Origin of the sequence: Lactobacillus sp. OTU4228 (assembly GCF_001006945.1) — a bacterium.
GTDB lineage: Bacteria > Bacillota > Bacilli > Lactobacillales > Lactobacillaceae > Lactobacillus > Lactobacillus amylovorus.
Window position 1 is genome coordinate 162,224 of record NZ_CDLD01000014.1, and the last position, 21,372, is coordinate 183,595.

The following is a 21,372-nucleotide window of genomic DNA, read 5'->3' on the forward strand; positions in this document are numbered from 1 at the left end:
TTCGAGCTGGCTATTTTATTTTGCTCAAATTTCTCTTATACTTATATATAAGAATATGTAAAGTAGGAGACGCTAAATATGCTTGGAACTGTTGAAAAAGGAAAAATTATTGATGAAAATGAGAATGCTTATTATGTTCAGATAGATGGAATTACTTATGAACTAAAGAAGCAGGAAATCACTCAGGATGATATTCCTAAAGTTGGTGATGAAATTGAAGGCTTCATTTATGACAATAAGCATCATGATCGTGAAATGACGCAATTTTTACCGTTTGCTCAACCAGATCAATATGGCTGGGGTAAGGTCACTGAAGTAAGACCTGGTTTAGGTGTATTCGTCGATGTTGGCCTTCCTGATAAGGATGTTGTATTGTCAATGGACGATCTGCCACGCGAAAAGGAAAGATGGCCACGCCGTGATGATCGTTTATTGGTTAGATTGGAAACAGACTACAAGGATCGAATTTGGGCAAAGCTTGCTGATGAAAACATTTTTGATCAATTAGCTGCTAACTTCCCTAATAATATGAATAATCAAAATGTCTTTTGTACTGTTTATGCTAGTCGTGAAATTGGAGCCTTTGTTTTAACTGACGACTATTACTTGGGCTTTGTTCACGCTTCCCAAATGCCTCGTCCGATGCGTTTAGGCGAACAATTTAAGGGAAGAGTCATTGGTGTCAGCCAATATGGTCGTTTGAACCTGAGTGCTTTGCCTCGAGCATTTGAAGAAATTGATGACGATGCACAAATGATTTTGATGAGTTTGCGTAGACGTGAAACTAAGACTTTGCCTTTCTACGACAAGTCTGATGCTCAAGAGATTAAATCTTACTTTGGTATTTCAAAGTCAGCCTTTAAGCGTGCTGTAGGTCACTTGCTTAAAGCTGGCTTAATTGAAGAAAATAAAGACGCAGGAACAATCACCTTGATTAAGGATCCAAAAGAGGATGTCGATGACGAATAATGAGTTGCAGGATCAAATAGACGATTACTTACGCTTTAGCCAAGTTGAGCGAGGCTTGAGCACCAATACAATTAGTGCTTATCGACAAGACCTCGAAGAATATCTTTCTTTTATCAAAAAAGAGGGGATGTCTTCATGGCCAACAGAAGCTAGTGATGTTGATGCCTTTTTAGCTAGACAGCGTGATTTGAATAAGGCAACGAGTTCGATTAGTCGACTTATTTCGAGCATGCGTAAATTTTATCAATGGCTAGCAAGACAAAATATTCAAAAGTTAAATCCAATGCTGGAAATTGATTTACCCAAAAAGGAGCGACGTCTGCCAACTGCTTTGAGTCGAGAAGAAGTTAATCGTTTGTTAGAACAACCAGATGTAGAACAAAAATTGGGTCTGCGGGATCGTGCGATTTTGGAAACTTTGTATGCGACAGGAATGCGGGTTAGCGAATTGATTAATTTAGAATTACAAGATATCCATGAAGATCTTGGCTTAATTCGTGTTTTAGGAAAGGGATCAAAGGAAAGACTGATCCCAATTAGTCCTGTAGCTTTGCACTGGATTGATAAGTATCAAAAGCAAGTTCGCGATCCACTAATTCTTAAATCTGGGAAAAATGATGAACATCTTTTCTTGAATAATCGTGGAGGAAAATTAACTAGGCAAGCTATTTGGCAAATGATAAAGAAATATTGTCAAATGGCAGGTATCACTAAAGATGTTACGCCTCACACTTTGCGTCATACGTTTGCGACGCATTTATTAGAAAATGGTGCAGATTTGAGAGTTGTGCAAGAGATTCTAGGTCACTCTGATATTAGTACCACTCAAATCTATACTAATTTGTCGCAAAAACATATTTTACAAGTGTATCAAAAGACTCATCCACGTCTTTAGGTGAAAGTTATGCTAATACAATATAAAAAAGATTATGAAAAGACGGCTATGGGGTTGCTCTCATATTTGCCAGATTTCAAAAATATCGAAAACCTAAAAGAAGAAATCAGTTTGAATCAAGAAGACAATGATTTCGTGCTATTTTTGTACCGTAACAAGCAAAATAATGTTGTCGGTGTGTTGGGTACACAAATGACAGACAAGTTCATTATTATTCGCTACTTGTCTCTTGCTCCAGGTTTTCGTGAAATTAGTTATGAAAAGGATATTTTTGCCGAGTTAAAGAATGAATATCCAAATAAGCGGATTACGGCAGTACCCGAATATACCGACCTATTGAAGGCAGTTGAAGCAGATGGATAAAAAAGATTTAACAGTAGAATTACCTAATTTTGAAGGTCCATTGGATTTATTGCTGCACTTGATTCAGTCACAAAAAATCGATATTTATGATATTCCTATTGCCCAAATTACGAGTCAATATCTTGCATACTTGGGGCAAATGCAAAAACTAAATTTGCAAATTGCTGGTGAATACTTTGTAATGTCTTCGACTTTATTGCGGATAAAGTCACAATACTTATTACCACAAAATGACTTTGTAGATGAAGTTGAACCAGAAGAAGATCCACGTGATGAGTTGGTTCAGCAATTGATTCAATATTCAGTGTTTAAAAAGATTTCAGCCTATTTTAAAGAGCGTAACGAAGAAGTGCCGATTACGGTTTCTAAAGAGGCTAGTGTCTCCAAATCGGTTAAAGTGCAGCCGTTGCCTAAAGGTCAAATTACGTCGGATGAATTAGCTACGACTTTTAGTATGGTTTTACGACGCTTAAAAATACGTAAGCCAAATACCGCTTCAATCGAAGTGGCAGAAACGCCAATTAACGATATGATTGATTATTTGCATGAGCGATTAGAGCAAAAAAAGAGAGTCAGCTTTTTTAGTTGTGCTGATCGCATGCGGTCTATTTCTGATGTGATTGGATTGTTTTTGGCGATGCTCGAATTAAGCAAAAAGCATGAAATTTATATTATGCAAGCAAGAGAATTCGGTGATTTGGATTTAGAAAGAGCGGATGTAAATGGCAAGTAAGGAAGCAAATTTAGAAGCACTTCTATATGCAGCTGGAGATAGCGGAATTGAAGAGCAAAATTTGACTGCGCTTCTTGAAGTAGATGGCGAAGAGTTAGGGCAAATTGCAGAAAAAGTTAAGCAAAGATTAGCTGCGAACAAAGATTCTGGAATTCAGTTAATTCATGTAGCTCACACCTATAAGCTGACTACTAGTCCTCAAACAGCTGAAATAATTGAAAAATATTTCCAAAAAGATTTAACGAAAAACTTAAGCCAATCAGCTTTAGAAATTTTGGCAATTGTCGCATATCGTCAACCAATAACTAGAGTAGAAATTGATGATATTCGTGGTGTTAATTCTTCGGGTGCGCTACAGACCTTGGTTTGGCGCGGTTTGATCGAAACCAATGGTAAGAAAGAAGCACCAGGCCATCCAAAGCTTTATGTGACTACTGATTACTTTTTACAATACTTCAATTATCAAAGTTTAGCTGATCTTCCACTAATTGAAGACTTTGAAGATAGTGCGAATAACGAAGAAATAGATTTGTTTGATCCTAAGAAGACAGATCAAGATACTCAGAAAGAAGGACAATAATGGCAGAAAGACTGCAAAAAATTATTGCGGAAGCAGGCATTGCGTCAAGACGAAAAGCAGAAAAAATGATTACTGCTGGACGCGTTAAAGTCGACGGTAAAGTTATTACTAAATTAGGTACTAAGGTCGACACTTTTAGCAATATCACAGTGGATGATGAACCAATCGAAAGAGAAAGTCTGCACACTTATCTTTTCTATAAGCCACGTGGTGTTGTTTCAACTGCTAGCGATGACAAAGATCGAAAGACAGTAGTGGACTATTTTGAAGACGTACCATACCGTTTATATCCCGTAGGTCGTCTGGATTACGATACCTCTGGTCTTTTATTAATGACTAATGATGGTAAATTAGCCAACTTGTTAATGCATCCAAGAAACGAAGTTTCAAAGGTTTATGTAGCCAAGATCAAAGGGATTTTGACTCCAGAAGAGATTAAAACTCTGACCCATGGTGTTAAGCTGGATGATTTTAAGGCTGCTCCTGCCAAGGTTAAAGTGCTTAAAACAGATAAGCGTAAGGATACTCAAATTGTCCAATTGACTATTCATGAAGGTCATTACCACCAGGTAAAAAGAATGTTTAAGGCAGTTGGCCATTTGGTTGAAAAATTGTCACGAGAAAAATATGCTTTCTTAACTTTGGACTCGCTTACTTCCGGTCAATACCGGGAATTATCGAAAAATGAAGTTGACAAGTTAATGCGTTTGGATTAACTTATAATTGTAAATTGAATATCAGGTTATTGTCTTCAGGGCAGGGTGAAAGTCCCGACCGGCGGTGAGAGTCCGCGACCCACTTTTGTGGCTGAATCTTTTATGATACCGATAGTTAGAGTCTAGATGGAAGAAGACAGATCAATAAAAATCTTACTTTACTTTTAAGGGTCTGTTGCTGAAGCAATAGACCTTTTTTCTTGGAAAGGAAAGTAAGTTATGGATAAAGCTAGAACTAAATCTGGTAACTTAACCAATGTTGTCGCATATGCCTTAATTGGCTGTATTGCATTTGTAGTTATGAAATTCGAATTTCCAATTATGCCTGGTGTGGGCTTTTTGAAATTTGATTTTTCAGACGTCATTATTACCATCGGGATGTTTATTTTCGGAGCCGTTCCAGGAATAATCATCGCTGTGATCAGAATGATTTTGAGTTTAATTTTTAGCGGTTTTGCACTTCCAAGTGTCATTGGTGAAATAGCAGCGTTTTTGGCATCTATGTCGTTTTCATTGCCATTTTATTTCTTTAGTAGGAAAGTAACCCCTGAGAGTAGAAAGACGCTGAAAGGACATTTAATGCCGGTTGTAGGATTAATCATTGGTGTTTTAGCAATGACATGCATCTTAGCTGTAGCTAATGCCTTTGTTTTAACTCCTGTTTATGCAATTACTGCAGTGCCTAATTTGCCAGCAATTAATGGTTATGGTGCGCTTTACCACTTTACGGAAAAAGTATATTTGGGGCAATTGCTCCATTTGCCATCAATGAAGGCGTACATCTTTAGCATTATTGTTCCATTCAACTTGTTAAAAGGTGTCATCAACAGTGTGGCAGTTTACCTGTTATTTGAAGCAACGATTACGACGATTAAACCATTTGTCCGTAAAAGATTTAATTTAAACTAAAAAAATATTCCATCAGCTGCAAAAGTTGATGGATTTTTTTATATTCAAAGCTTCGTAAAATATGCTAGAATTAATCCGTTAAGTGAATGGAGGAATTTATAGATGGATAAAAAATCAACAGGTCCATACAAGCACTATGAGCGTCCTACTGAGAAGCGAAGCGCAAAAGATCATCGACCTAACGGCTCTGGTCGCTGGATTGCAACAATTGTAATTCTAGCAGTGATCTTAATTGCACTTGTTCCAATAGTATATCGCTTAGCCTCAAATCATTCTTCTGAAAAAGCTACTGAAGTTCAAACAGTCAAGAAAACTTCTTTAAGTTCAAAGAGCAAGAGCTCTCAAGCTAAGAAAAAATCCTCAGCTTCCTCAGCTTCCTCAGCTTCTTCAAAGAGCAATGATTCTGCCAAAACTAGTTCTAGTTCATCGGAAAAGACTATTTATACAGTTAAAACCGGTGATACTTTGACTAGTATTGCGCAAAAACATGGACTCACTGTTGATCAATTAGCCAAGTTAAATAATCTTAAAGACACTTCAAATGTCAATATTGGCCAGACACTTAAGTTGAAATAATCTTTCAGAAAGGATAAAAGAGGTCGACGGTAAGATCTCTTTTTTGTTGAAATGCAAGTAGCAGTTGATGGTCCTGCATCAGCAGGAAAGAGCACGGTTGCTAAAATCATCGCTAAAAAGTTGTCATTTGTATATATTGACACAGGTGCAATGTACCGTGCATGTACAGTTATTGCTCGTAATCATAATTTGGATTACGGGGATGAAGCGGGAATCTTAAAAGCCATTGATGAAGATGGAATCGAATTAAGATCCGACGATGGTGAACAAAAAGTTTACGTAGCTGGAAAAGACGTTTCTAAAGAAATTAGAACTCCAGAAATTTCAGCTAACGTATCACAAGTTTCCGCTTTACCTAAGATTCGTGAAAAGATGGTTAGTTTGCAACGTCAAATGGCAGGCAAGACCAATGTTATTATGGATGGTCGTGATATCGGAACTACAGTATTGCCTAATGCTGAATTAAAGATCTTTTTGGTAGCTTCTGCTAGATCACGTGCTGAACGCCGTCTTTTAGATCTTAAGGAACGTGGGATCGAATCAAAGCAAACTGTTGATGAAATTGAAAAAGACATCGCAGCAAGAGATTACAAGGATTCACACCGTAAAATTTCGCCACTTAAAAAGGCAGATGATGCAATTGAAATTGACACTACAAATATGTCGATCGACCAGGTTGTAGAGGCAATTTTAGCTCAAATCAAAAAAACTCAAAAAATTTTTTAAAAAACAGCACAAAATAGTAGAAAAATATCTGACTTTCATTTAAAATGGAACGTGATATTGGGAGGTACATATGTCAGAAAACAGTAATCAATTTTTAGACGCATTAAAGCAAATGCAAGGAGTTGAGGTCGGAGATATTGTCAATGTCGAAGTATTAGACGTTGAAGACGGCCAAATCGATGTTGGCGTTGAAAACGCTGGTGTTGAAGGTGTTATCACTCGTCGTGAATACACTTCAGATCGTAACGCAGACTTACGCGATTTAGTTAAGCCTGGCGACAAGTTCAAGGCCTTAGTATTAAGAAGAGCCGGTGGCGACAAGGAAAATGGTGAATTCTTCTTCTCAGTTACCCGCTTAAAGGAAAGAGAAGCATACGACAAGTTACAAAAGGACTTCGAAGAAGGCAAAGCTATCGAAGGTACTGTAACTTCATCAGTACGTGGTGGTTTACTTGTTGATGTTGGTACTCGTGGTTTCTTACCAGCTTCATTAATTTCAAACCGTTACGTTTCAGATCTTAAGCCATACATTGGTAAGACTATGAAGCTTAAGATTACTGAAATCGATCCAAACAAGAACCGTTTGATCCTTTCACATAAGGACTTAGTTGAAGAAGAACGTGAAGAAGCATTCGACAAGGTTGCATCACAATTAGTTGTTGGCGACGTTATCGAAGGTAAGGTATCACGTTTGACTAACTTCGGTGCATTCATCGATGTTGGTGGTGTTGACGGTTTAGTTCACATTTCAGAAATTTCTTACAAGCACGTTGACAAGCCAAGCGATGCTTTAAAGGCTGGTCAAGATGTTAAGGTTAAGGTCATTGGTATTGACAATGACAGACATCGTATTTCCCTGTCTATTAAGCAAACTGAACCTTCTCCTTTTGAACAAGCTACTGCTAACTTAAATGAAGGCGATGTTTTTGAAGGTGAAGTTAAGTCATTGACTAACTTTGGTGCTTTTGTTGAAGTTGCTGACGGTATCCAAGGTTTGGTACACGTTTCAGAAATCTCAAACAAGCACGTTGACAAGCCAAGCGATGTTTTAAAGGTTGGCCAAACTGTTAAGGTTAAGGTTTTGAACATTGACCCAAGTGACAGAAGAATTTCACTTTCAATCAAGGCTGCTGACTCAAACACTTCTTCATCAGACAACAACAGTTCTCGTCCACGTCGTTCACGTAACGAAAACTCAGTAAACAAGAAGTACATGAGTGACAATGACAACGGCTTTGCATTAGGTGACATCATTGGTGACCAATTAAAGGACCGTAAGTAGTCATTTCTATTAAAAAAGCCGACAGACGTCGGCTTTTTTATTTTCTAATTTGTAAAGGAGGGTGAAAATGGCTTTACCAGTTGTAGCGATTGTGGGCCGACCAAACGTCGGTAAATCAACGCTCTTTAACAGAATTATTAATCAGCGCTTAGCAATTGTTGAAGATAAGCCTGGTGTAACTCGCGATAGAAACTACGCTCAAGCCGAATGGATGGGCCATAAATTCGATCTAATCGATACTGGGGGTATTACCTGGGAAGGCGGTAAAATCGAAGAGGAGATCCGTGCACAAGCTGAAATTGCTATTGAAGAAGCAGACGTTATCGTTATGCTAACTAGTGTAGTAAATCATATGACGGATCTTGATGAACGTGTTGCTCACTTGCTTTACCGTACCCAAAAGCCAGTTATCTTGGCTGTAAACAAGGCTGATAACCCTGAACAAAGAAATGATATCTATGATTTCTATAGTTTAGGTTTAGGCGATCCAATTCCTGTATCAAGTAGTCATGGTACCGGTATTGGTGACTTGCTTGATGCCATTGTAGATAAATTCCCTGAAGATAAGGACACCCAAGCTGAGGATGTCATTTCATTCAGCGTAATTGGTCGACCAAACGTTGGTAAATCTTCTATTGTTAACAAGTTGCTCGGTGAAGATCGAGTTATTGTTGCTAACGAAGAAGGTACAACTAGAGACGCAGTTGATACGCCTTTTACTAAAGATGGGGTAAAATTCAAGGTAGTCGACACCGCCGGAATCAGAAGACGCGGCAAGGTCTACGAAAAGACCGAGAAGTATTCTGTCTTGCGTGCTATGAGCGCTATTGAACGCTCAGACGTGGTTTTGCTGGTTCTTGATGCAAGTACAGGCATTAGAGAACAAGACAAGCACGTGGCCGGATATGCGCATGAAGCAGGCCGTGGAATAATCATTGTGGTTAACAAATGGGATCTGCCTAAGAAGAACAGTACCAGTGCTAAAGAATTTGAACGTGAAATCAAAGAAGAATTCCAATACTTGGATTACGCTCCAATTTTGTTTGTTTCTGCTAAGACTGGTCAACGTCTCGATCAAATTCCATCAATGGTCAAAGAAGTTTATGACAACCAAAACCAACGTATTCAATCAAGTGTCTTAAACGACTTATTGCTGGAAGCCAGCAAGCTTGTTCCTACGCCTATGGTTAAAGGAAAGAGACTTCGCGTTTACTACATGACCCAAGTAAGCACTAATCCGCCAACTTTTGTGGTCTTTGTAAATGATCCGGAATTGATGCACTTTTCATATGAAAGATTCCTTATAAATCAATTGCGTCAAAACTTTGATTTTACGGGAACACCGATAAAAATCATTCCTAGAAAGAGAAAGTAATAAAAAAGTTGCCAAATTTGCTAAAAAACCTTGTTGTAATAAGGGTTTTGTGATATTTTGGTTTCTAGGAAACAATGATTAGTCGTGATCATTATTCCTTGTTTTTTAAAAACAAAGAACAAACTTTGGACTTCGGGTTCAAATTCAGGAGGTGAATTATTTATGGCAAATAAAGCTGAATTAGTTTCTGAAGTTGCTTCAAAGACTAAATTGACTAAGAAGGAAGTTGCTGCTGCTGTTGATGCTATCTTTGGCTCAATCCAAGACAACCTTGCTAAGGGTGAAAAGGTACAATTGATCGGTTTTGGTACTTTTGAAGTACGCCACCGTGCAGCACGTAAGGGTCGTAACCCACAAACTGGTGATGAAATCGAAATCCCAGCAAGTGAAGTACCTGCATTCAAGCCAGGTAAGGCTCTTAAGGAAGCTGTTAAGTAGTCAATTACTTAAACATCTAATAAAAGACGTTGGGTTTTGTTCCGGCGTCTTTTTTTAGTACAATAATAGTCTGATTGGAGGCAAAACAATGAGTTATTCTGAACAATTGCTTGATTCGATTCAAAATCATGATTTTTCACAGAGTAAGCACCTTTTAAAAGAAGCACTAAATAATGATGATCCTGAAATTTTAGCATCACTAGCTGAAAACCTGACGGGCTTAGGGTTTACTGATTTAGCTAAAGAAGTATATCGTGCCTTAATTGTCAAATTTCCCAAAGAAGATTTGTTTAAAGTATATCTAGCAGAAATTTTACTTAATGATGGCGATGAAGACGATGGCTTGTCGCTGCTTTATAGCGTCTCTCACGACTCTTCTGCTTATCTGGATAGTCTGCTTGTTCAAGCTGATTATTACCAAACAAGCGGCTTAATTGAGACAGCAAAGGATAAATTATTGCAAGCACTGAAAATTGCACCTGAAGAAGATGCGGTTAAATTTGGTTTAGCAGAATTAGACTATTTAAGCGGTGACTATGAACAAGCTTTAGCCTTGTATAAAGATTTAGTTCAACGACAAGAAACATTTGGCGAAGTTAACTTAAATCAGCGTCTTTTTGCCACAAATGCTAAAATGGGCAACTATGAGCAAGCTGCTGAAATTATTAGAAAACGTAGCGACAGTATTTTCGATATTGATAGCAAATACGAAGCTGGGCTGGTAATGTTATCGGTTGGCGATGACGACAAGGCAATTAAGTTCTTAGATGAAGTAATTGAACAGAGCCCAGATTATGTCAATGCATATCCATTATTAGCACAAGCTTATGAACATAAGCACGACAACGAACAAGTTTTGCGGACCGCACAAGCCGGTTTAGCTTATAACGAACTAGATGAAACTTTGTATTCATTAGGAGCCAGAGCCGCTGCTAATTTGAATGAAATGGATACTGCCAGAGATTTGCTTGAAAAGGGTCTAAAAATTGCTCCAGACAACAGTGATTTGCGTATGCAGCTATCTAACTTGTATCTTCATATGCATCAAGATAGCAGCAACATCGCTTTGTTCAAAGATTTGGATAATGAGAATATTGAACCTCAAGCTCACTGGAATATGGCCTTGTCTTATGAACGACTCGACAATAGTGAAAAAGCTCAAAGCGAATTCTTATTGGCTTACCCTGACTTTAAAGAAAATCCTGATTTCTTGCGTCAAATGATTATGTTCTTCAATGCTCAAAATAATAGCGATATTACTAAGCAACTGCTTGAACGCTACTTGAAGCTTGTCCCTGAGGACGATGAAATGCAGGACTTATATAATAATTTGTAAAAAAATAAACCGACTTTTCAGTCGGTTCTTTTTATTTTCTGATGAAGAAGTGGTGGCGTTTTTGCTTATAAGTAAATCCTTCACCCAGAGCTTCGTGCACTTCAAGAATTGAAACGAAGGCATTAGGATCTTCCTGCTTGATTAATTGTTTAATAGCAGGAATTTCACGTGGTGCAACTACGACGTAGATTACTCTTTTTTCATCTTGTTTGTAGCCACCCAATGCTTTGAAATAGGTAAAGCCGCGTTCCAGCTTGAGGTCAATCATTTGGCCAATCTGTTCATATTTATCTGAGATAATCAAAAGACCACGAGCACTGTAGGCGCCTTGTTGAACTGTGTCCATCGCGCGGGATAAAATAAATGACGCAAGCAGCGTGTACATCATGTGCTTGATATCCAAGTATGATAGAGAAGCAAACAAAACTACGGCGTCGCAGAACAGCAGCATTTTACCAGAAGAAATACCAAATTTAATCTGACAAATTCTGGCAATAATATCAGTTCCCCCAGAAGTTCCATTATATCTAAAGACCAGTCCTAATCCGATCCCGGAAAGCACACCAGCAGAAATTGCTGAGAGGAAGAGGTCGTGTTCTAAATCTAATTGTTTTATAATAGGAACTGAGCGCCAAAACCAAAGGAAAAAGGAAAGAGACACCGTTCCCCAAATTGTATACGCTAAAAGGCGTTTACCCATGAAACGGTAACCTAATAAAATAAGAGGAATGTTTAGTATCAGGGTCGACAAACCCATGTTGATGCCCCAGAAGTGGCGCAATATCAACGATATACCACTTAAACCTCCGTCTGCTAGTTTATTGGGTACGGAAATCATATCTAGGCTGATGCCGTAGATGGCGCATCCAAGTGCAATCATCAAAAGATCAATGAATGTTGCTTTGTTGATTCTTTTCATCTTGTCTTACCTCCTTTAAGTCTTTTCCTTCATTCTAACAGACAAAGAATTAAAAAGAATAAGAATTGAGATTTTATTAATGATTAGAATAGATAATTTACCAGAAATATTCGTTAAAGCAATGCCGGTCCTGCGAACGCTTGAAGATGCAGGCTTTGAGGCTTATTTTGTCGGCGGCTCCGTCAGAGACGTTTTACTGCATAGACATGTCCACGATGTCGATATTACTACCAGTGCTTATCCAGAAGAGGTTAAGGAACTTTTTGATAAATCAATTGATACTGGTATTAAACATGGCACCGTAACTGTCTTATATGGCGGTGAAAGTTATGAAATCACCACTTTTAGAACAGAATCCGGTTATCAGGATTTTAGAAGACCGGATCACGTAACTTTTGTTCAAAACCTTGATGAAGATTTGAAGAGAAGAGATTTTACGATTAACGCCCTAGCAATGGACATGCACGGTGATATCGTTGATTTATTCAATGGTATTGAAGATTTAAAGAATCATATCATTCGTGCCGTTGGCAATCCTGAAAAGAGATTCCATGAAGATGCCTTAAGAATGATGCGTGCCGTCAGATTCATGAGTCAATTGGAATTTAAGCTAGAAGAAAAAACTGAACAGGCTATCAAAGACAATCATGAGCTGTTAAAGAAGATTTCAGTTGAACGTATCCGCGAAGAATTTGTCAAAATGGGCTTAGGACCATTTTCAAGACAGGCATTTCAAATATTCCTAGATACGCAATTAAGTGAAGACGTGCCCGATTTTGCTGGTAAAAAGGACTTATTGCAAGTCTACCCACAATTAAAATTCAGTCCAACCATGGAAACTAGCCTGTGGGCAGTAATTATTATCTTGCTTAAAGTGTCTAATGAAAACATTGGCAAATTTATGCGCGATTGGAAGAACTCCAATGCCATGACTGAAAAAGTTGAACAAATTATTAAAATGTTTGATTTGATTGCAGATCATGTGCCAACTGATTACGAATTGTTTGAAGCTGGGGAAGATATAATTATCAATACCATTGATGTGGCTGACATTTTGGGTCAACCTGTTTCTTCTGAAGCTTTGGTGGATCGTTATTTGGCTTTGCCGATTAAAACTCCAAGTGAATTGGCAGTAGATGGCCGTTTCTTAATTAAGCGAGGGATGCGTCCAGGTGCTCAATTAGGCCGTACCCTTAACCAAATTCGAAAAAAAGTTGTCGCTTGTGAAATAGAAAATAGTGAAGAAGCTATCGAACAGTATTTGGATGATTTAGATTAAAAAAGTGAATAATAAAAATGCGGTAGAATTTTCTACCGCATTTTTTAAACGTAAAATAAAACTGAAAAGTACATCAAAATTGAACCCAGCATGACGAATAAGTGCCATATTGTATGAATAAATGGGACGTTGCGCATGCTGAACAAAATTGCACCGACTGTGTAGGCAATCCCGCTGCCAACTAACAGCCAAAATCCTGTTGGACTTAAACGGTTGTACAAATATGGTCCTGATAGAATTACCAGCCAGCCCATCGCTACATATAAAACCGTGTCCAAGATAACGTGCTTGCCGCGGTTAAAGATGTAGTAGATAATGCCGAAAACTGTCAGTCCCCAAATTAAGCCAAATAAGGTCCAGCCCCAGGCACCACCGATTGCTACAAGAGAATATGGGGTGTAGGAACCAGCGATGAGCAAAAAGATCGAAGAATGATCAAAAATTTGAAAAACATGTTTTGCCCGGGTAAAGATTAAGCTGTGATATAGTGTTGAAAATAGGTAAAGCAGAACCAGACATGAACCGTAAATAGTAAAGGTTACGATTCTCATAGGGCTACCGGTATGAGCTGCCTTAACAATTAAGATGACCAAACCAGCCACTGATATGCCAAAGCCAATTCCATGACTGATGGCACTGAAAATATTGTCTAAAAGATAATATCTGTCTGACCTATGTTCAGGCTCTTGCCAGAGTTTGCTAATTTTCATTTTGCAACAATCCAATCAATCCTTTATTAATTAGTAAATTTTTTGATACAATACATTATATATTGCTCATATTTTATCATAAAACGGGTAAATAAATTAGAATTGAAGGCGAATACGTTGTCAAAGATCAAGGTTATGACGGATTCATCCGTCCAACTAACAAAAGAAGAAATTGAAAAATATGATATTACTGTAGTTCCGTTAACGATCACTATTGATGGCAAGTCGTATGTCGATGGAGTAGATATCACTAGAAGCGATTTTGTCAAAAAGATGAACGAAGCAGAAAACCTTCCAAAAACTAGTCAGCCACCAATTGGCCGTTTTGTTGAAACGATCAAGAATTTGACAGCAGATGGCAGCCAAGTAATTGGCATTTTTTTAGCTAAATCATTAAGTGGAACAATTGACGCAGCTCGTCAAGCTGTAGAGATTGCTGAACAATCTGACAATGTTACGATCATCGATTCAGAATTAACTGATAGGGCAGAGGGCTTCCAAGTTTTAGCAGCTGCTAAAGATGCTCAAGCTGGCAAGACGATGGATGAAATTGTCGCTCATGTTGAAAAAATTAGAGATAACCAAAAATTGAAAATGATGGTTGTCAATTTGCAAAACTTAATCAAGGGCGGCCGTCTTGGTGCACTTTCTGGTAGAATTGCAACCATGTTAAACATTCGTATCGCATTGCAAATGCCTAAGGGTGAATTGAACGTCTTTAAAAAAGGCCGTGGCAAGAAATTTAGTCGCGCCTTTGATAAACGAGTTTTGGATGAAATTGCTGAAAATAAGGATCGAATTAAAGAAGTTGGTATTTCTTACGTTGATACGCCTGAACCAATGCATGAATTAGCAGCTAAGATTAAAGAAATTAATCCTGAGATTAATGTTTTGGTTGCCGAAACCAGTCCAATTATTGCTACTCATGCTGGTAATGGTGCTTACGCAATTTTATATTATTTGGAGTAATGTATGGCTTATCGAGAAAGTTTTTATCGTTATTTGATGACGCAAAGGGATGCTGATTCAACAGATGAGGTAGCTCAATTTGCTAATAATGCACAACATGATTTGACTTTTCCAAAGCAAGAACAAAATTATGAGAAATTGTCAGATTATTTAGAACTTAATGCTAGTTATTTACCAAGCATGTCAATTTTTGATCGTGCATACAGAATGTACGAAGACAAAATGATGTATTAAGCCCAAGCCTCAAACTCGCCTGGGCTTTTTTATTAAATTTAGAAATAAAACAATGAATGTAATAGTTTTTATCGGCTTTATCATGTTTGCTGTGGCTGTTGCAAACATGATTCAACAGCGCTTGTTTAGAAAAATCTCTGTCAATTATATTGCGATGCTCATCGGGATGGCCATTGCCTTAATTCCGCAAACCAATCAAATAATTGAAGGGTTTAGTTCGGAAATTTTTATGGGCGTGATTGTTGCTCCGCTTTTGTTTTTCGAGGGACAGCGGACGCGGTTGTATAATGTATTGCGCAGCTGGCGAGCTATCTTAGGCTTAACCGTGGTCATGCTCATTTTAGCTACGATAACCGCCGCCTTTGGCATCTATTTAAGTATTGGCGTCTCGCTGCCTTTGTCTTTTATTTTGGCGGCAATTTCTACGCCAACCGATGCAACTGCAACTGAGTCAGTGGTTCATGGACTTAAGTTGCCCAAGAAAATAGAATTTTACTTAAAAGATGAATCTTTATTCAATGACGCTTCCGGTATTATTTTGCTTAATATGGCGGTTGATTGGTACATCCATAAGCAGTTGCGCATAGGCGAAGCAATCGGCAACTTTATTTATTCTGCTGGTGGCGGAATCGTTCTTGGTGTTTTGATCGCCGTTTTCGTAATCTTCTTGCGACAATCTAGTTTAAGATCTAAACATCATTTGGCCAGCAGCGCCGTAATGCCAATTGAGGTGCTGTATTTCTTAACGCCACTGGTCATTTACTTTTTAGCAGAAAAAATTGATGTCTCAGGCATTATCGCGGTCGTAGCAGCTGGTTTGGTACATAATGTGGAATCTGAGCGCAGTCGTTTGACGAATGCGGTAGTTTTCTATGATAGTTATGCTTTTTCAGAAGTAATCATCAATATTCTGAATGGAATTGTTTTCCTATTACTTGGTATAATTATTATTCGCTCAATGCGTGAAGATGTTTTCAATCAGCAAACTATCGACGCGATTATTATCGGTGTAATTCTTTATTTTGCTAATTTGGCAATTAGATTCTTATATTGTCGTTTTTCTCTTACGCTGAGAGAAAAGATTAGCTCTAAAGATGCGTGGATCTTTAGTTTAGGTGGGATTCACGGTGCAGTAACCTTCGCCTTGGCTTATACTTTGAGCGAATTAAATGTCAATTTGACTGACTTCCATTTGATTTTGGTTAGTGAAATTACTCTGATTCTTTTGAGTATGATTGTGCCAACCATTGCTTTTAGATTTATGCTGGAAAAGGATAAGCCGGATTATTCTCAAAGAGCGGAAGTTGACCGAGTTCGAGTAGAAATGGTGCAATATGCATTAAAGCAAATCGACAAGATTTATTTGCCGGTTAAAATTCGTAAGCAGTTGGAATTTGACTTAAGAGCGCAAATGAATCAAACTTCGGTCGAAGATTTTATTAAAGAAATTAGGCATACGGCAAGCCAAAAAGAACTGCCAGATGATCAAAAGGAATTTAGAGCAGTTGTTTACCGCTATGCTTTTAGACAAGAACGAAATTATTTAGGCAGAATAGCCCAAAGAGAACAAGAATATCGTCATGGTTTCTTGACTCTGTACAGGGAAATTTTGATGGCCGAAATTGTTTTCTTAACCGATGAAGAAAATTAATTATATTTAGAAAGAAGAGATATTATGGCAACAATTCAATGGTATCCAGGACACATGAACAAGGCCCGCAACCAATTAGAAGATAAAATGGGCCTCATCGATGTTTTAGTCGAAGTACTAGATGCAAGAATTCCAGAGGCTTCGAGAAATCCAATGATTGAAGAATTGGTGGGCAATAAGCCACATATTATTATTTTGAATAAGGCTGATTTAGCAGATCCTGCTTTAACCAAGGAATGGGCTAAAAAATTAAATGGTCCTGATAAATATGTGTTAGCTCTTGATTCTTTGCATAATACAAATATGCAAAAGCTAATTTCTTTAGTTAAAAAAGCAGCTTCAGAAAAGACCAAGAAACTAGAAGCACGTGGAGCTTCCAACCCAACCATCAGGATCGCTTTAACCGGAATTCCTAACTGCGGCAAGTCCACTGTAATTAACCGTCTTGTAGGTCGCAACGTAGCAGAAGTCGGCAATAAGCCAGGTGTTACTAAAGGGCAAAAATGGCTAAAGACTAGTGCAAATATTCAAGTGTTAGATACACCAGGAATTTTGTGGCCTAAGTTTTCAGATCAAGAAGTTGGCTACAAATTAGCCGCTTTTGGTGCGATTAAAGATAGTGTCTTCCATGCCGATGATGTAGCTTTATATGTTTTGAAAAACTTACGCGAATATTATGCTAAGGACCTAGTTAAGTTTTCTAAGTTAAATGAAGCCGATATTGCTAATATGGCAGATCCAGATCTTTTGCTGGCGATGACAGAGAAATATGGAATGCGTGACGATTACGACCGCTTCTCATTATTTATGCTGCAACGTTTACGTAAGTGTGCTATTGGAAGGATTACGCTTGATAGACCATGACCATTAAAGAGATAAAAGAGCTGTTAAAAACGGACGTTACTGAAGAACAAATCGCAGAATTAGAAAGTGATCCGCGTAGTGGCGTACAAAAATTATTAGTTAGCTATCGTAAAAGACAAGTCAAACTGTTGGAGAAAAAGCAAGCCTTTGAGCAGCGTTTTGCCTATGAGAAAGAATTCTGGGCTAAGAATCAATTGGTGGCTGGCGTTGACGAAGTTGGACGTGGTCCTTTAGCAGGTCCTGTCGTTACTGCCGCCGTGATTATCGATCATGATTTTGATCTAATTGATGTTAATGATTCAAAGAAATTAACGCCAGAAAGACGATTAGCACTTTATCCCAAGATTCTTGAAGAAGCAGTAAGCGTAGGAATCGGCGTTAAAAGTTCGCAGGTTATTGATCAGATCAATATTTATGAAGCAGATAGACAGGCAATGGCTCAAGCTGTTCGGGCACTTGATATAAAACCTGATGCTTTGGTGGTTGATGCTATGAATGTGCCGGTTGATTTGCCTCAAGTGAAATTGATTAAAGGGGATGCTAAGTCTAATTCGATTGCGGCTGCCTCTATTGTGGCCAAGGTGTTTCGAGACAAGTTGATGGATGATTATGATAAAATTTATCCTCAATATGGTTTTCAAAATAATGCCGGCTATGGTACCAAGGAACACATTGCAGCCTTGAAGAAATATGGTCCTACTGCCATTCATCGTAAAACTTTTGCGCCAGTCAGTGACTTTTTTGAGAAAAATTAAATCTTTAAAAAGAAAACACCGATTTTTTGCGTAATAAACAGTGGAGGCTTTTATGAACAAGACAGAATTTTTATTGAAACTGAAACTGCAAAAAGGAATTGGTTACGTAAAACTGCTGACAGTCGCTAAGCAGATGAATAGTGAGAAAACGATTGAAGTAGAAGATCTCAAGGAAATGGAATTACCCGAGCAATTAATGGAGGCGTGCTTAAAGGCTTTTCGAGATAAAGATCTTGATCGCTTGGTAAAGCAGATTTATTGTCAGTGCGATGTGATTGGCTTTTTTGATGAAGAATATCCCGAAAAATTGCGCCAGATCTATCGTCCGCCCCTTGTTTTGTTTGCTCAAGGCGATACTTCACTCCTTTCAAAAGAGATCGTTACAATTGTAGGTTCACGTTATCCAACTAATTACAGCAGACAAGTAATGGAAAAACTGGTACCCAATTTAATTGAACAGAACATGGTCATTGCTAGTGGCTTGGCCAAAGGCGTCGATGCTTTAGCACATCACACGACTTTGAATAATCAGGGTCGAACAATTGCGGTGATTGGCAACGGTTTAAATTATTCCTATCCTAGACAAAATACCTGGCTGCAAAATCAAATTAAGCAAAAGGGTCTAGTAATTAGTGAATATTTGCCTGATACGCCGCCGCGTCCATATCGTTTTCCTGAGCGCAATAGAATTTTAGCTGGCTTAAGCAAAAGCGTAATTGTGACAGAGGCTAAAGAAAAATCGGGTTCATTAATTACAGCAAGCATTGCTTTGCAAGAAAACCGCGATATTTATGCGGTGCCGGGTGCGATAACCAGTGAGCTCTCTGCTGGTCCAAATCAATTGATTGGAGCAGGAGCAACTCCAATCGTAAATTTCAAATTTAAAAACGGAAAGATTTGACAATTCATAAAGTATTAATTAATCTGTGGACTGTAATTATAAAATAATATTTTAATAAGGAGGCATTTAATGCCTACTAAAGCAAAGAGTAAACCAAAAACTAAAAAACGTAAGAAAACCTTGGTAATTGTGGAGTCACCTGCAAAGGCCAAGACAATTGAAAAATATTTAGGTAGAAACTATCATGTAATCGCTTCAAAGGGCCATATTCGTGACTTGCCTAAATCTCAAATGGGGATCGATTTTGACGATAATTACAAGCCAAAATATATTTCTATTCGTGGTAAAGGTGACACTATTAAAGAATTAAAGAGTGAAGCTAAGAAGGCTAAAGAAGTATATTTGGCTTCCGACCCCGATCGTGAAGGGGAAGCCATTGCTTGGCACGTAGCTCATGCACTTAATTTGGATGAAAATGCCAAAAACAGAGTAACTTTTAACGAAGTTACCAAAGACGCTGTTAAAGAAAGTTTTAAACATCCTCGTACCATTGATATGGATACGGTTGATGCCCAACAAGCTCGTCGAGTTTTGGACAGAATCGTGGGTTATTCCCTTTCTCCAATTCTTTGGGCTAAAGTTAAAAAAGGCTTGAGTGCAGGTCGTGTACAGTCTGTTGCTTTGAAGCTTGTTATTGACCGTGAAAAGGAAATCAAAGAATTCAAACCAAAAGAATATTGGTCAATCGATGCCGATTTCAAGAAGGGTAAAGACAGCTTTAAGTCAGCCTTTTATGGCGTTGACAGCAAGAAGAAGGAATTGCCTAATATTGATGCTGTTAAGGAAGTTTTAGCAAAGATCGATAAAAAGAAAGATTTCGAAGTTGCTAAAGTGGTTTCTAGACAACGTCGTCGTCAACCAGCAGCTCCATTTACTACTTCTACTATGCAACAAGAGGCTAACAAGCGCTTGGGCTACAGAACTCGTAGAACAATGAGCATCGCACAGCAACTGTATGAAGGAATTAGTTTGGGTAAGCAAGGAACCGTTGGTTTGATTACCTATATGAGAACTGACTCTAAACGTATTTCACCTGTTGCTCAACAAGAAGCATCTAAGTTTTTGCATGAAAAATATGGTGCAGAATATGCGGCTAAGAGTCAAAGACACTTCAAGAATCAAGAAGATGCTCAAGATGCCCACGAAGCTATTCGTCCAACTAGCGTTTACAGAACACCAGAATCACTTAAGAGCGTGCTTACAACTGAGCAATATCGCCTGTATAAGTTGATTTGGTCAAGATTCGTTGCTAGCGAAATGAAGCCAGCTGTTTACGACACTGTAAGGGCAGATATCGTGCAAAATGGCGTCATGTTTAGAACTACTGGTTCTAAGATGAAATTTGCTGGTTTTACCCAAGTTTACGATAACCAACAAGAAAAGAACGTTGACTTGCCTGACTTAGAAGAAGGCGACAAGGTCCAAATGACTAAGTCCGACAACAAGCAACACTTTACTCAACCACCAGCACGTTATACCGAAGCAAGTTTGGTTCATGCTTTGGAAGAAAACGGTGTAGGTCGTCCATCAACTTATGCTCCAACCATTGATACCATTCAACGCCGTTACTATGTCAAGCTTGAAGGTCGTTCAATCGTTCCAACAGAATTAGGTGAAATTGTTGATACTTTGATTGAACAATTCTTTCCAGATATTGCTAACGTTGACTATACTGCTCATCTTGAAGACGAACTTGATGAAGTTGAAGATGGTAAAAAGCAATGGGTTAACGTTGTCGATGAATATTACCAACCTTTCAAGAGGGAATTGGATAAAGCCGATAGTGAAATCGAAAAGGTTCAAATTAAGGATGAACCAGCTGGCTTTAACTGTGATATTTGCGGTGCCCCAATGGTGATCAAGATGGGTCGTTATGGCAAGTTCTATGCTTGTTCACGCTTCCCAGATTGTCGCAACACTAAGCCAATCGTTAAGGAAATTGGCGTTGTTTGTCCAAAGTGTGGCAAGGGTCAAGTGGTTGAAAAGAAGTCAAGAAGAAACCGTAAATTCTATGGTTGTTCTCGTTACCCGGACTGTGATTTTGTTTCTTGGGATAAGCCAATTGGCAGAAACTGTCCAAATGACGGTCATTTCTTGGTTGAAAAGCGCTCAAAGAAGGGCCCAGTAATCCTTTGTCCAAACGGCGACTACCGTGAAGATCCACAAGAAGATGAAATTGATAAGTAAAATTT

General features: G+C 38.3%; 23 protein-coding genes and 1 riboswitch. Of the genes, 21 read left to right on the forward strand and 2 right to left on the reverse strand.

The window, feature by feature from the left end; translation table 11 throughout:
* The first annotated feature begins 78 nt into the window (after positions 1-78).
* The 13 genes from BN1206_RS04340 to BN1206_RS04400 all read left to right on the forward strand — a co-directional run bounded on the left by BN1206_RS04340 (position 79) and on the right by BN1206_RS04400 (position 10,898).
* Positions 79-969 carry a CvfB family protein gene (locus BN1206_RS04340; protein WP_013437766.1) on the forward strand — a complete coding sequence of 297 codons (891 nt, stop codon included), beginning with the start codon at positions 79-81 and terminating at the stop codon, positions 967-969.
* Positions 959-1,864: a site-specific tyrosine recombinase XerD gene (gene xerD / locus BN1206_RS04345; protein ID WP_013437767.1), complete on the forward strand. Its 906-nt coding sequence runs from the start codon at positions 959-961 to the stop codon at positions 1,862-1,864. Before BN1206_RS04340 ends, xerD begins: the two co-directional genes overlap by 11 nt.
* A gap of 9 nt (positions 1,865-1,873) precedes the next feature.
* Positions 1,874-2,227, forward strand: coding sequence for a reductase (locus tag BN1206_RS04350; protein ID WP_013437768.1), 354 nt, complete (start codon positions 1,874-1,876; stop codon positions 2,225-2,227).
* Positions 2,220-2,960: a segregation and condensation protein A gene (locus BN1206_RS04355; RefSeq protein ID WP_013437769.1), complete on the forward strand. Its 741-nt coding sequence runs from the start codon at positions 2,220-2,222 to the stop codon at positions 2,958-2,960. Before BN1206_RS04350 ends, BN1206_RS04355 begins: the two co-directional genes overlap by 8 nt.
* The gene (gene scpB / locus BN1206_RS04360; protein WP_013641823.1) at positions 2,950-3,540 is read left to right on the forward strand and encodes an SMC-Scp complex subunit ScpB; all 591 of its coding nucleotides are present in this window, start codon (positions 2,950-2,952) and stop codon (positions 3,538-3,540) included. The genes BN1206_RS04355 and scpB overlap by 11 nt, the downstream gene beginning before the upstream one ends.
* The gene (locus BN1206_RS04365; RefSeq protein ID WP_013437771.1) at positions 3,540-4,256 is read left to right on the forward strand and encodes a pseudouridine synthase; all 717 of its coding nucleotides are present in this window, start codon (positions 3,540-3,542) and stop codon (positions 4,254-4,256) included. Before scpB ends, BN1206_RS04365 begins: the two co-directional genes overlap by 1 nt.
* A gap of 27 nt (positions 4,257-4,283) precedes the next feature.
* Positions 4,284-4,398: riboswitch (FMN riboswitch) on the forward strand.
* 77 nt (positions 4,399-4,475) lie between these two features.
* Positions 4,476-5,165 carry an ECF transporter S component gene (locus BN1206_RS04370; protein ID WP_013437772.1) on the forward strand — a complete coding sequence of 230 codons (690 nt, stop codon included), beginning with the start codon at positions 4,476-4,478 and terminating at the stop codon, positions 5,163-5,165.
* 102 nt (positions 5,166-5,267) lie between these two features.
* Complete coding sequence (locus BN1206_RS04375) at positions 5,268-5,741, forward strand: SAG1386/EF1546 family surface-associated protein (RefSeq protein ID WP_052542950.1); 474 nt, start codon at positions 5,268-5,270, stop codon at positions 5,739-5,741.
* Positions 5,742-5,792: 51 nt separating this feature from the next.
* Entirely contained in the window at positions 5,793-6,467 is a 675-nt protein-coding gene (gene cmk, locus BN1206_RS04380; protein WP_052542951.1) for a (d)CMP kinase, read from the forward strand.
* A gap of 70 nt (positions 6,468-6,537) precedes the next feature.
* Entirely contained in the window at positions 6,538-7,749 is a 1,212-nt protein-coding gene (gene rpsA, locus BN1206_RS04385) for a 30S ribosomal protein S1 (protein WP_013437775.1), read from the forward strand.
* A 67-nt stretch (positions 7,750-7,816) separates the two neighbouring features.
* Entirely contained in the window at positions 7,817-9,124 is a 1,308-nt protein-coding gene (gene der, locus BN1206_RS04390; protein WP_013437776.1) for a ribosome biogenesis GTPase Der, read from the forward strand.
* Between the two features lie 162 nt (positions 9,125-9,286).
* A complete protein-coding gene (locus BN1206_RS04395) occupies positions 9,287-9,562 on the forward strand; it encodes an HU family DNA-binding protein (RefSeq protein ID WP_003547110.1) in 276 nt (91 codons plus the stop codon).
* An 88-nt stretch (positions 9,563-9,650) separates the two neighbouring features.
* Complete coding sequence (locus tag BN1206_RS04400) at positions 9,651-10,898, forward strand: tetratricopeptide repeat protein (RefSeq protein WP_013437777.1); 1,248 nt, start codon at positions 9,651-9,653, stop codon at positions 10,896-10,898.
* Between the two features lie 31 nt (positions 10,899-10,929).
* Here BN1206_RS04400 and BN1206_RS04405 read toward each other — a convergent pair whose 3' ends face one another.
* Positions 10,930-11,817: a YitT family protein gene (locus BN1206_RS04405; RefSeq protein ID WP_013437778.1), complete on the reverse strand. Its 888-nt coding sequence runs from the start codon at positions 11,815-11,817 to the stop codon at positions 10,930-10,932.
* A 79-nt stretch (positions 11,818-11,896) separates the two neighbouring features.
* On the opposite strand from BN1206_RS04405, the gene BN1206_RS04410 reads away from it, so the two are divergent.
* Positions 11,897-13,096 carry a CCA tRNA nucleotidyltransferase gene (locus BN1206_RS04410; RefSeq protein WP_013437779.1) on the forward strand — a complete coding sequence of 400 codons (1,200 nt, stop codon included), beginning with the start codon at positions 11,897-11,899 and terminating at the stop codon, positions 13,094-13,096.
* A 44-nt stretch (positions 13,097-13,140) separates the two neighbouring features.
* Here the strand turns inward: BN1206_RS04410 and BN1206_RS04415 are convergent, their stop codons facing one another.
* The gene (locus BN1206_RS04415; RefSeq protein ID WP_014565789.1) at positions 13,141-13,806 is read right to left on the reverse strand and encodes a PAQR family membrane homeostasis protein TrhA; all 666 of its coding nucleotides are present in this window, start codon (positions 13,804-13,806) and stop codon (positions 13,141-13,143) included.
* A gap of 117 nt (positions 13,807-13,923) precedes the next feature.
* Between BN1206_RS04415 and BN1206_RS04420 the strand changes: the two genes are divergently transcribed.
* The 7 genes from BN1206_RS04420 to topA all read left to right on the forward strand — a co-directional run bounded on the left by BN1206_RS04420 (position 13,924) and on the right by topA (position 21,367).
* Positions 13,924-14,775: a DegV family protein gene (locus BN1206_RS04420; protein WP_013437781.1), complete on the forward strand. Its 852-nt coding sequence runs from the start codon at positions 13,924-13,926 to the stop codon at positions 14,773-14,775.
* Positions 14,776-14,778: 3 nt separating this feature from the next.
* Entirely contained in the window at positions 14,779-15,009 is a 231-nt protein-coding gene (locus tag BN1206_RS04425) for a YozE family protein (RefSeq protein WP_013437782.1), read from the forward strand.
* A gap of 52 nt (positions 15,010-15,061) precedes the next feature.
* Positions 15,062-16,660, forward strand: coding sequence for a cation:proton antiporter (locus tag BN1206_RS04430; protein ID WP_052542952.1), 1,599 nt, complete (start codon positions 15,062-15,064; stop codon positions 16,658-16,660).
* Between the two features lie 24 nt (positions 16,661-16,684).
* A complete protein-coding gene (gene ylqF / locus BN1206_RS04435; RefSeq protein WP_013437784.1) occupies positions 16,685-17,524 on the forward strand; it encodes a ribosome biogenesis GTPase YlqF in 840 nt (279 codons plus the stop codon).
* On the forward strand, positions 17,521-18,279 hold the full coding sequence (locus BN1206_RS04440; RefSeq protein WP_046433268.1) for a ribonuclease HII: 759 nt from the start codon (positions 17,521-17,523) through the stop codon (positions 18,277-18,279). The genes ylqF and BN1206_RS04440 overlap by 4 nt, the downstream gene beginning before the upstream one ends.
* Before the next feature lie 52 nt (positions 18,280-18,331).
* Complete coding sequence (dprA, locus tag BN1206_RS04445) at positions 18,332-19,180, forward strand: DNA-processing protein DprA (RefSeq protein ID WP_013437786.1); 849 nt, start codon at positions 18,332-18,334, stop codon at positions 19,178-19,180.
* A 69-nt stretch (positions 19,181-19,249) separates the two neighbouring features.
* Positions 19,250-21,367: a type I DNA topoisomerase gene (gene topA / locus BN1206_RS04450; protein WP_052542953.1), complete on the forward strand. Its 2,118-nt coding sequence runs from the start codon at positions 19,250-19,252 to the stop codon at positions 21,365-21,367.
* Positions 21,368-21,372 lie beyond the last annotated feature (5 nt).

Coding starts and splice junctions, on each gene's coding strand:
- BN1206_RS04340 (WP_013437766.1), top strand. CDS start 79: ATGCTTGGAACTGTTGAAAAAGGAAAAATTATTGATGAAAATGAGAAT.
- xerD (WP_013437767.1), top strand. CDS start 959: ATGACGAATAATGAGTTGCAGGATCAAATAGACGATTACTTACGCTTT.
- BN1206_RS04350 (WP_013437768.1), top strand. CDS start 1,874: ATGCTAATACAATATAAAAAAGATTATGAAAAGACGGCTATGGGGTTG.
- BN1206_RS04355 (WP_013437769.1), top strand. CDS start 2,220: ATGGATAAAAAAGATTTAACAGTAGAATTACCTAATTTTGAAGGTCCA.
- scpB (WP_013641823.1), top strand. CDS start 2,950: ATGGCAAGTAAGGAAGCAAATTTAGAAGCACTTCTATATGCAGCTGGA.
- BN1206_RS04365 (WP_013437771.1), top strand. CDS start 3,540: ATGGCAGAAAGACTGCAAAAAATTATTGCGGAAGCAGGCATTGCGTCA.
- BN1206_RS04370 (WP_013437772.1), top strand. CDS start 4,476: ATGGATAAAGCTAGAACTAAATCTGGTAACTTAACCAATGTTGTCGCA.
- BN1206_RS04375 (WP_052542950.1), top strand. CDS start 5,268: ATGGATAAAAAATCAACAGGTCCATACAAGCACTATGAGCGTCCTACT.
- cmk (WP_052542951.1), top strand. CDS start 5,793: ATGCAAGTAGCAGTTGATGGTCCTGCATCAGCAGGAAAGAGCACGGTT.
- rpsA (WP_013437775.1), top strand. CDS start 6,538: ATGTCAGAAAACAGTAATCAATTTTTAGACGCATTAAAGCAAATGCAA.
- der (WP_013437776.1), top strand. CDS start 7,817: ATGGCTTTACCAGTTGTAGCGATTGTGGGCCGACCAAACGTCGGTAAA.
- BN1206_RS04395 (WP_003547110.1), top strand. CDS start 9,287: ATGGCAAATAAAGCTGAATTAGTTTCTGAAGTTGCTTCAAAGACTAAA.
- BN1206_RS04400 (WP_013437777.1), top strand. CDS start 9,651: ATGAGTTATTCTGAACAATTGCTTGATTCGATTCAAAATCATGATTTT.
- BN1206_RS04405 (WP_013437778.1), bottom strand. CDS start 11,817: ATGAAAAGAATCAACAAAGCAACATTCATTGATCTTTTGATGATTGCA.
- BN1206_RS04410 (WP_013437779.1), top strand. CDS start 11,897: ATGATTAGAATAGATAATTTACCAGAAATATTCGTTAAAGCAATGCCG.
- BN1206_RS04415 (WP_014565789.1), bottom strand. CDS start 13,806: ATGAAAATTAGCAAACTCTGGCAAGAGCCTGAACATAGGTCAGACAGA.
- BN1206_RS04425 (WP_013437782.1), top strand. CDS start 14,779: ATGGCTTATCGAGAAAGTTTTTATCGTTATTTGATGACGCAAAGGGAT.
- BN1206_RS04430 (WP_052542952.1), top strand. CDS start 15,062: ATGAATGTAATAGTTTTTATCGGCTTTATCATGTTTGCTGTGGCTGTT.
- ylqF (WP_013437784.1), top strand. CDS start 16,685: ATGGCAACAATTCAATGGTATCCAGGACACATGAACAAGGCCCGCAAC.
- BN1206_RS04440 (WP_046433268.1), top strand. CDS start 17,521: ATGACCATTAAAGAGATAAAAGAGCTGTTAAAAACGGACGTTACTGAA.
- dprA (WP_013437786.1), top strand. CDS start 18,332: ATGAACAAGACAGAATTTTTATTGAAACTGAAACTGCAAAAAGGAATT.
- topA (WP_052542953.1), top strand. CDS start 19,250: ATGCCTACTAAAGCAAAGAGTAAACCAAAAACTAAAAAACGTAAGAAA.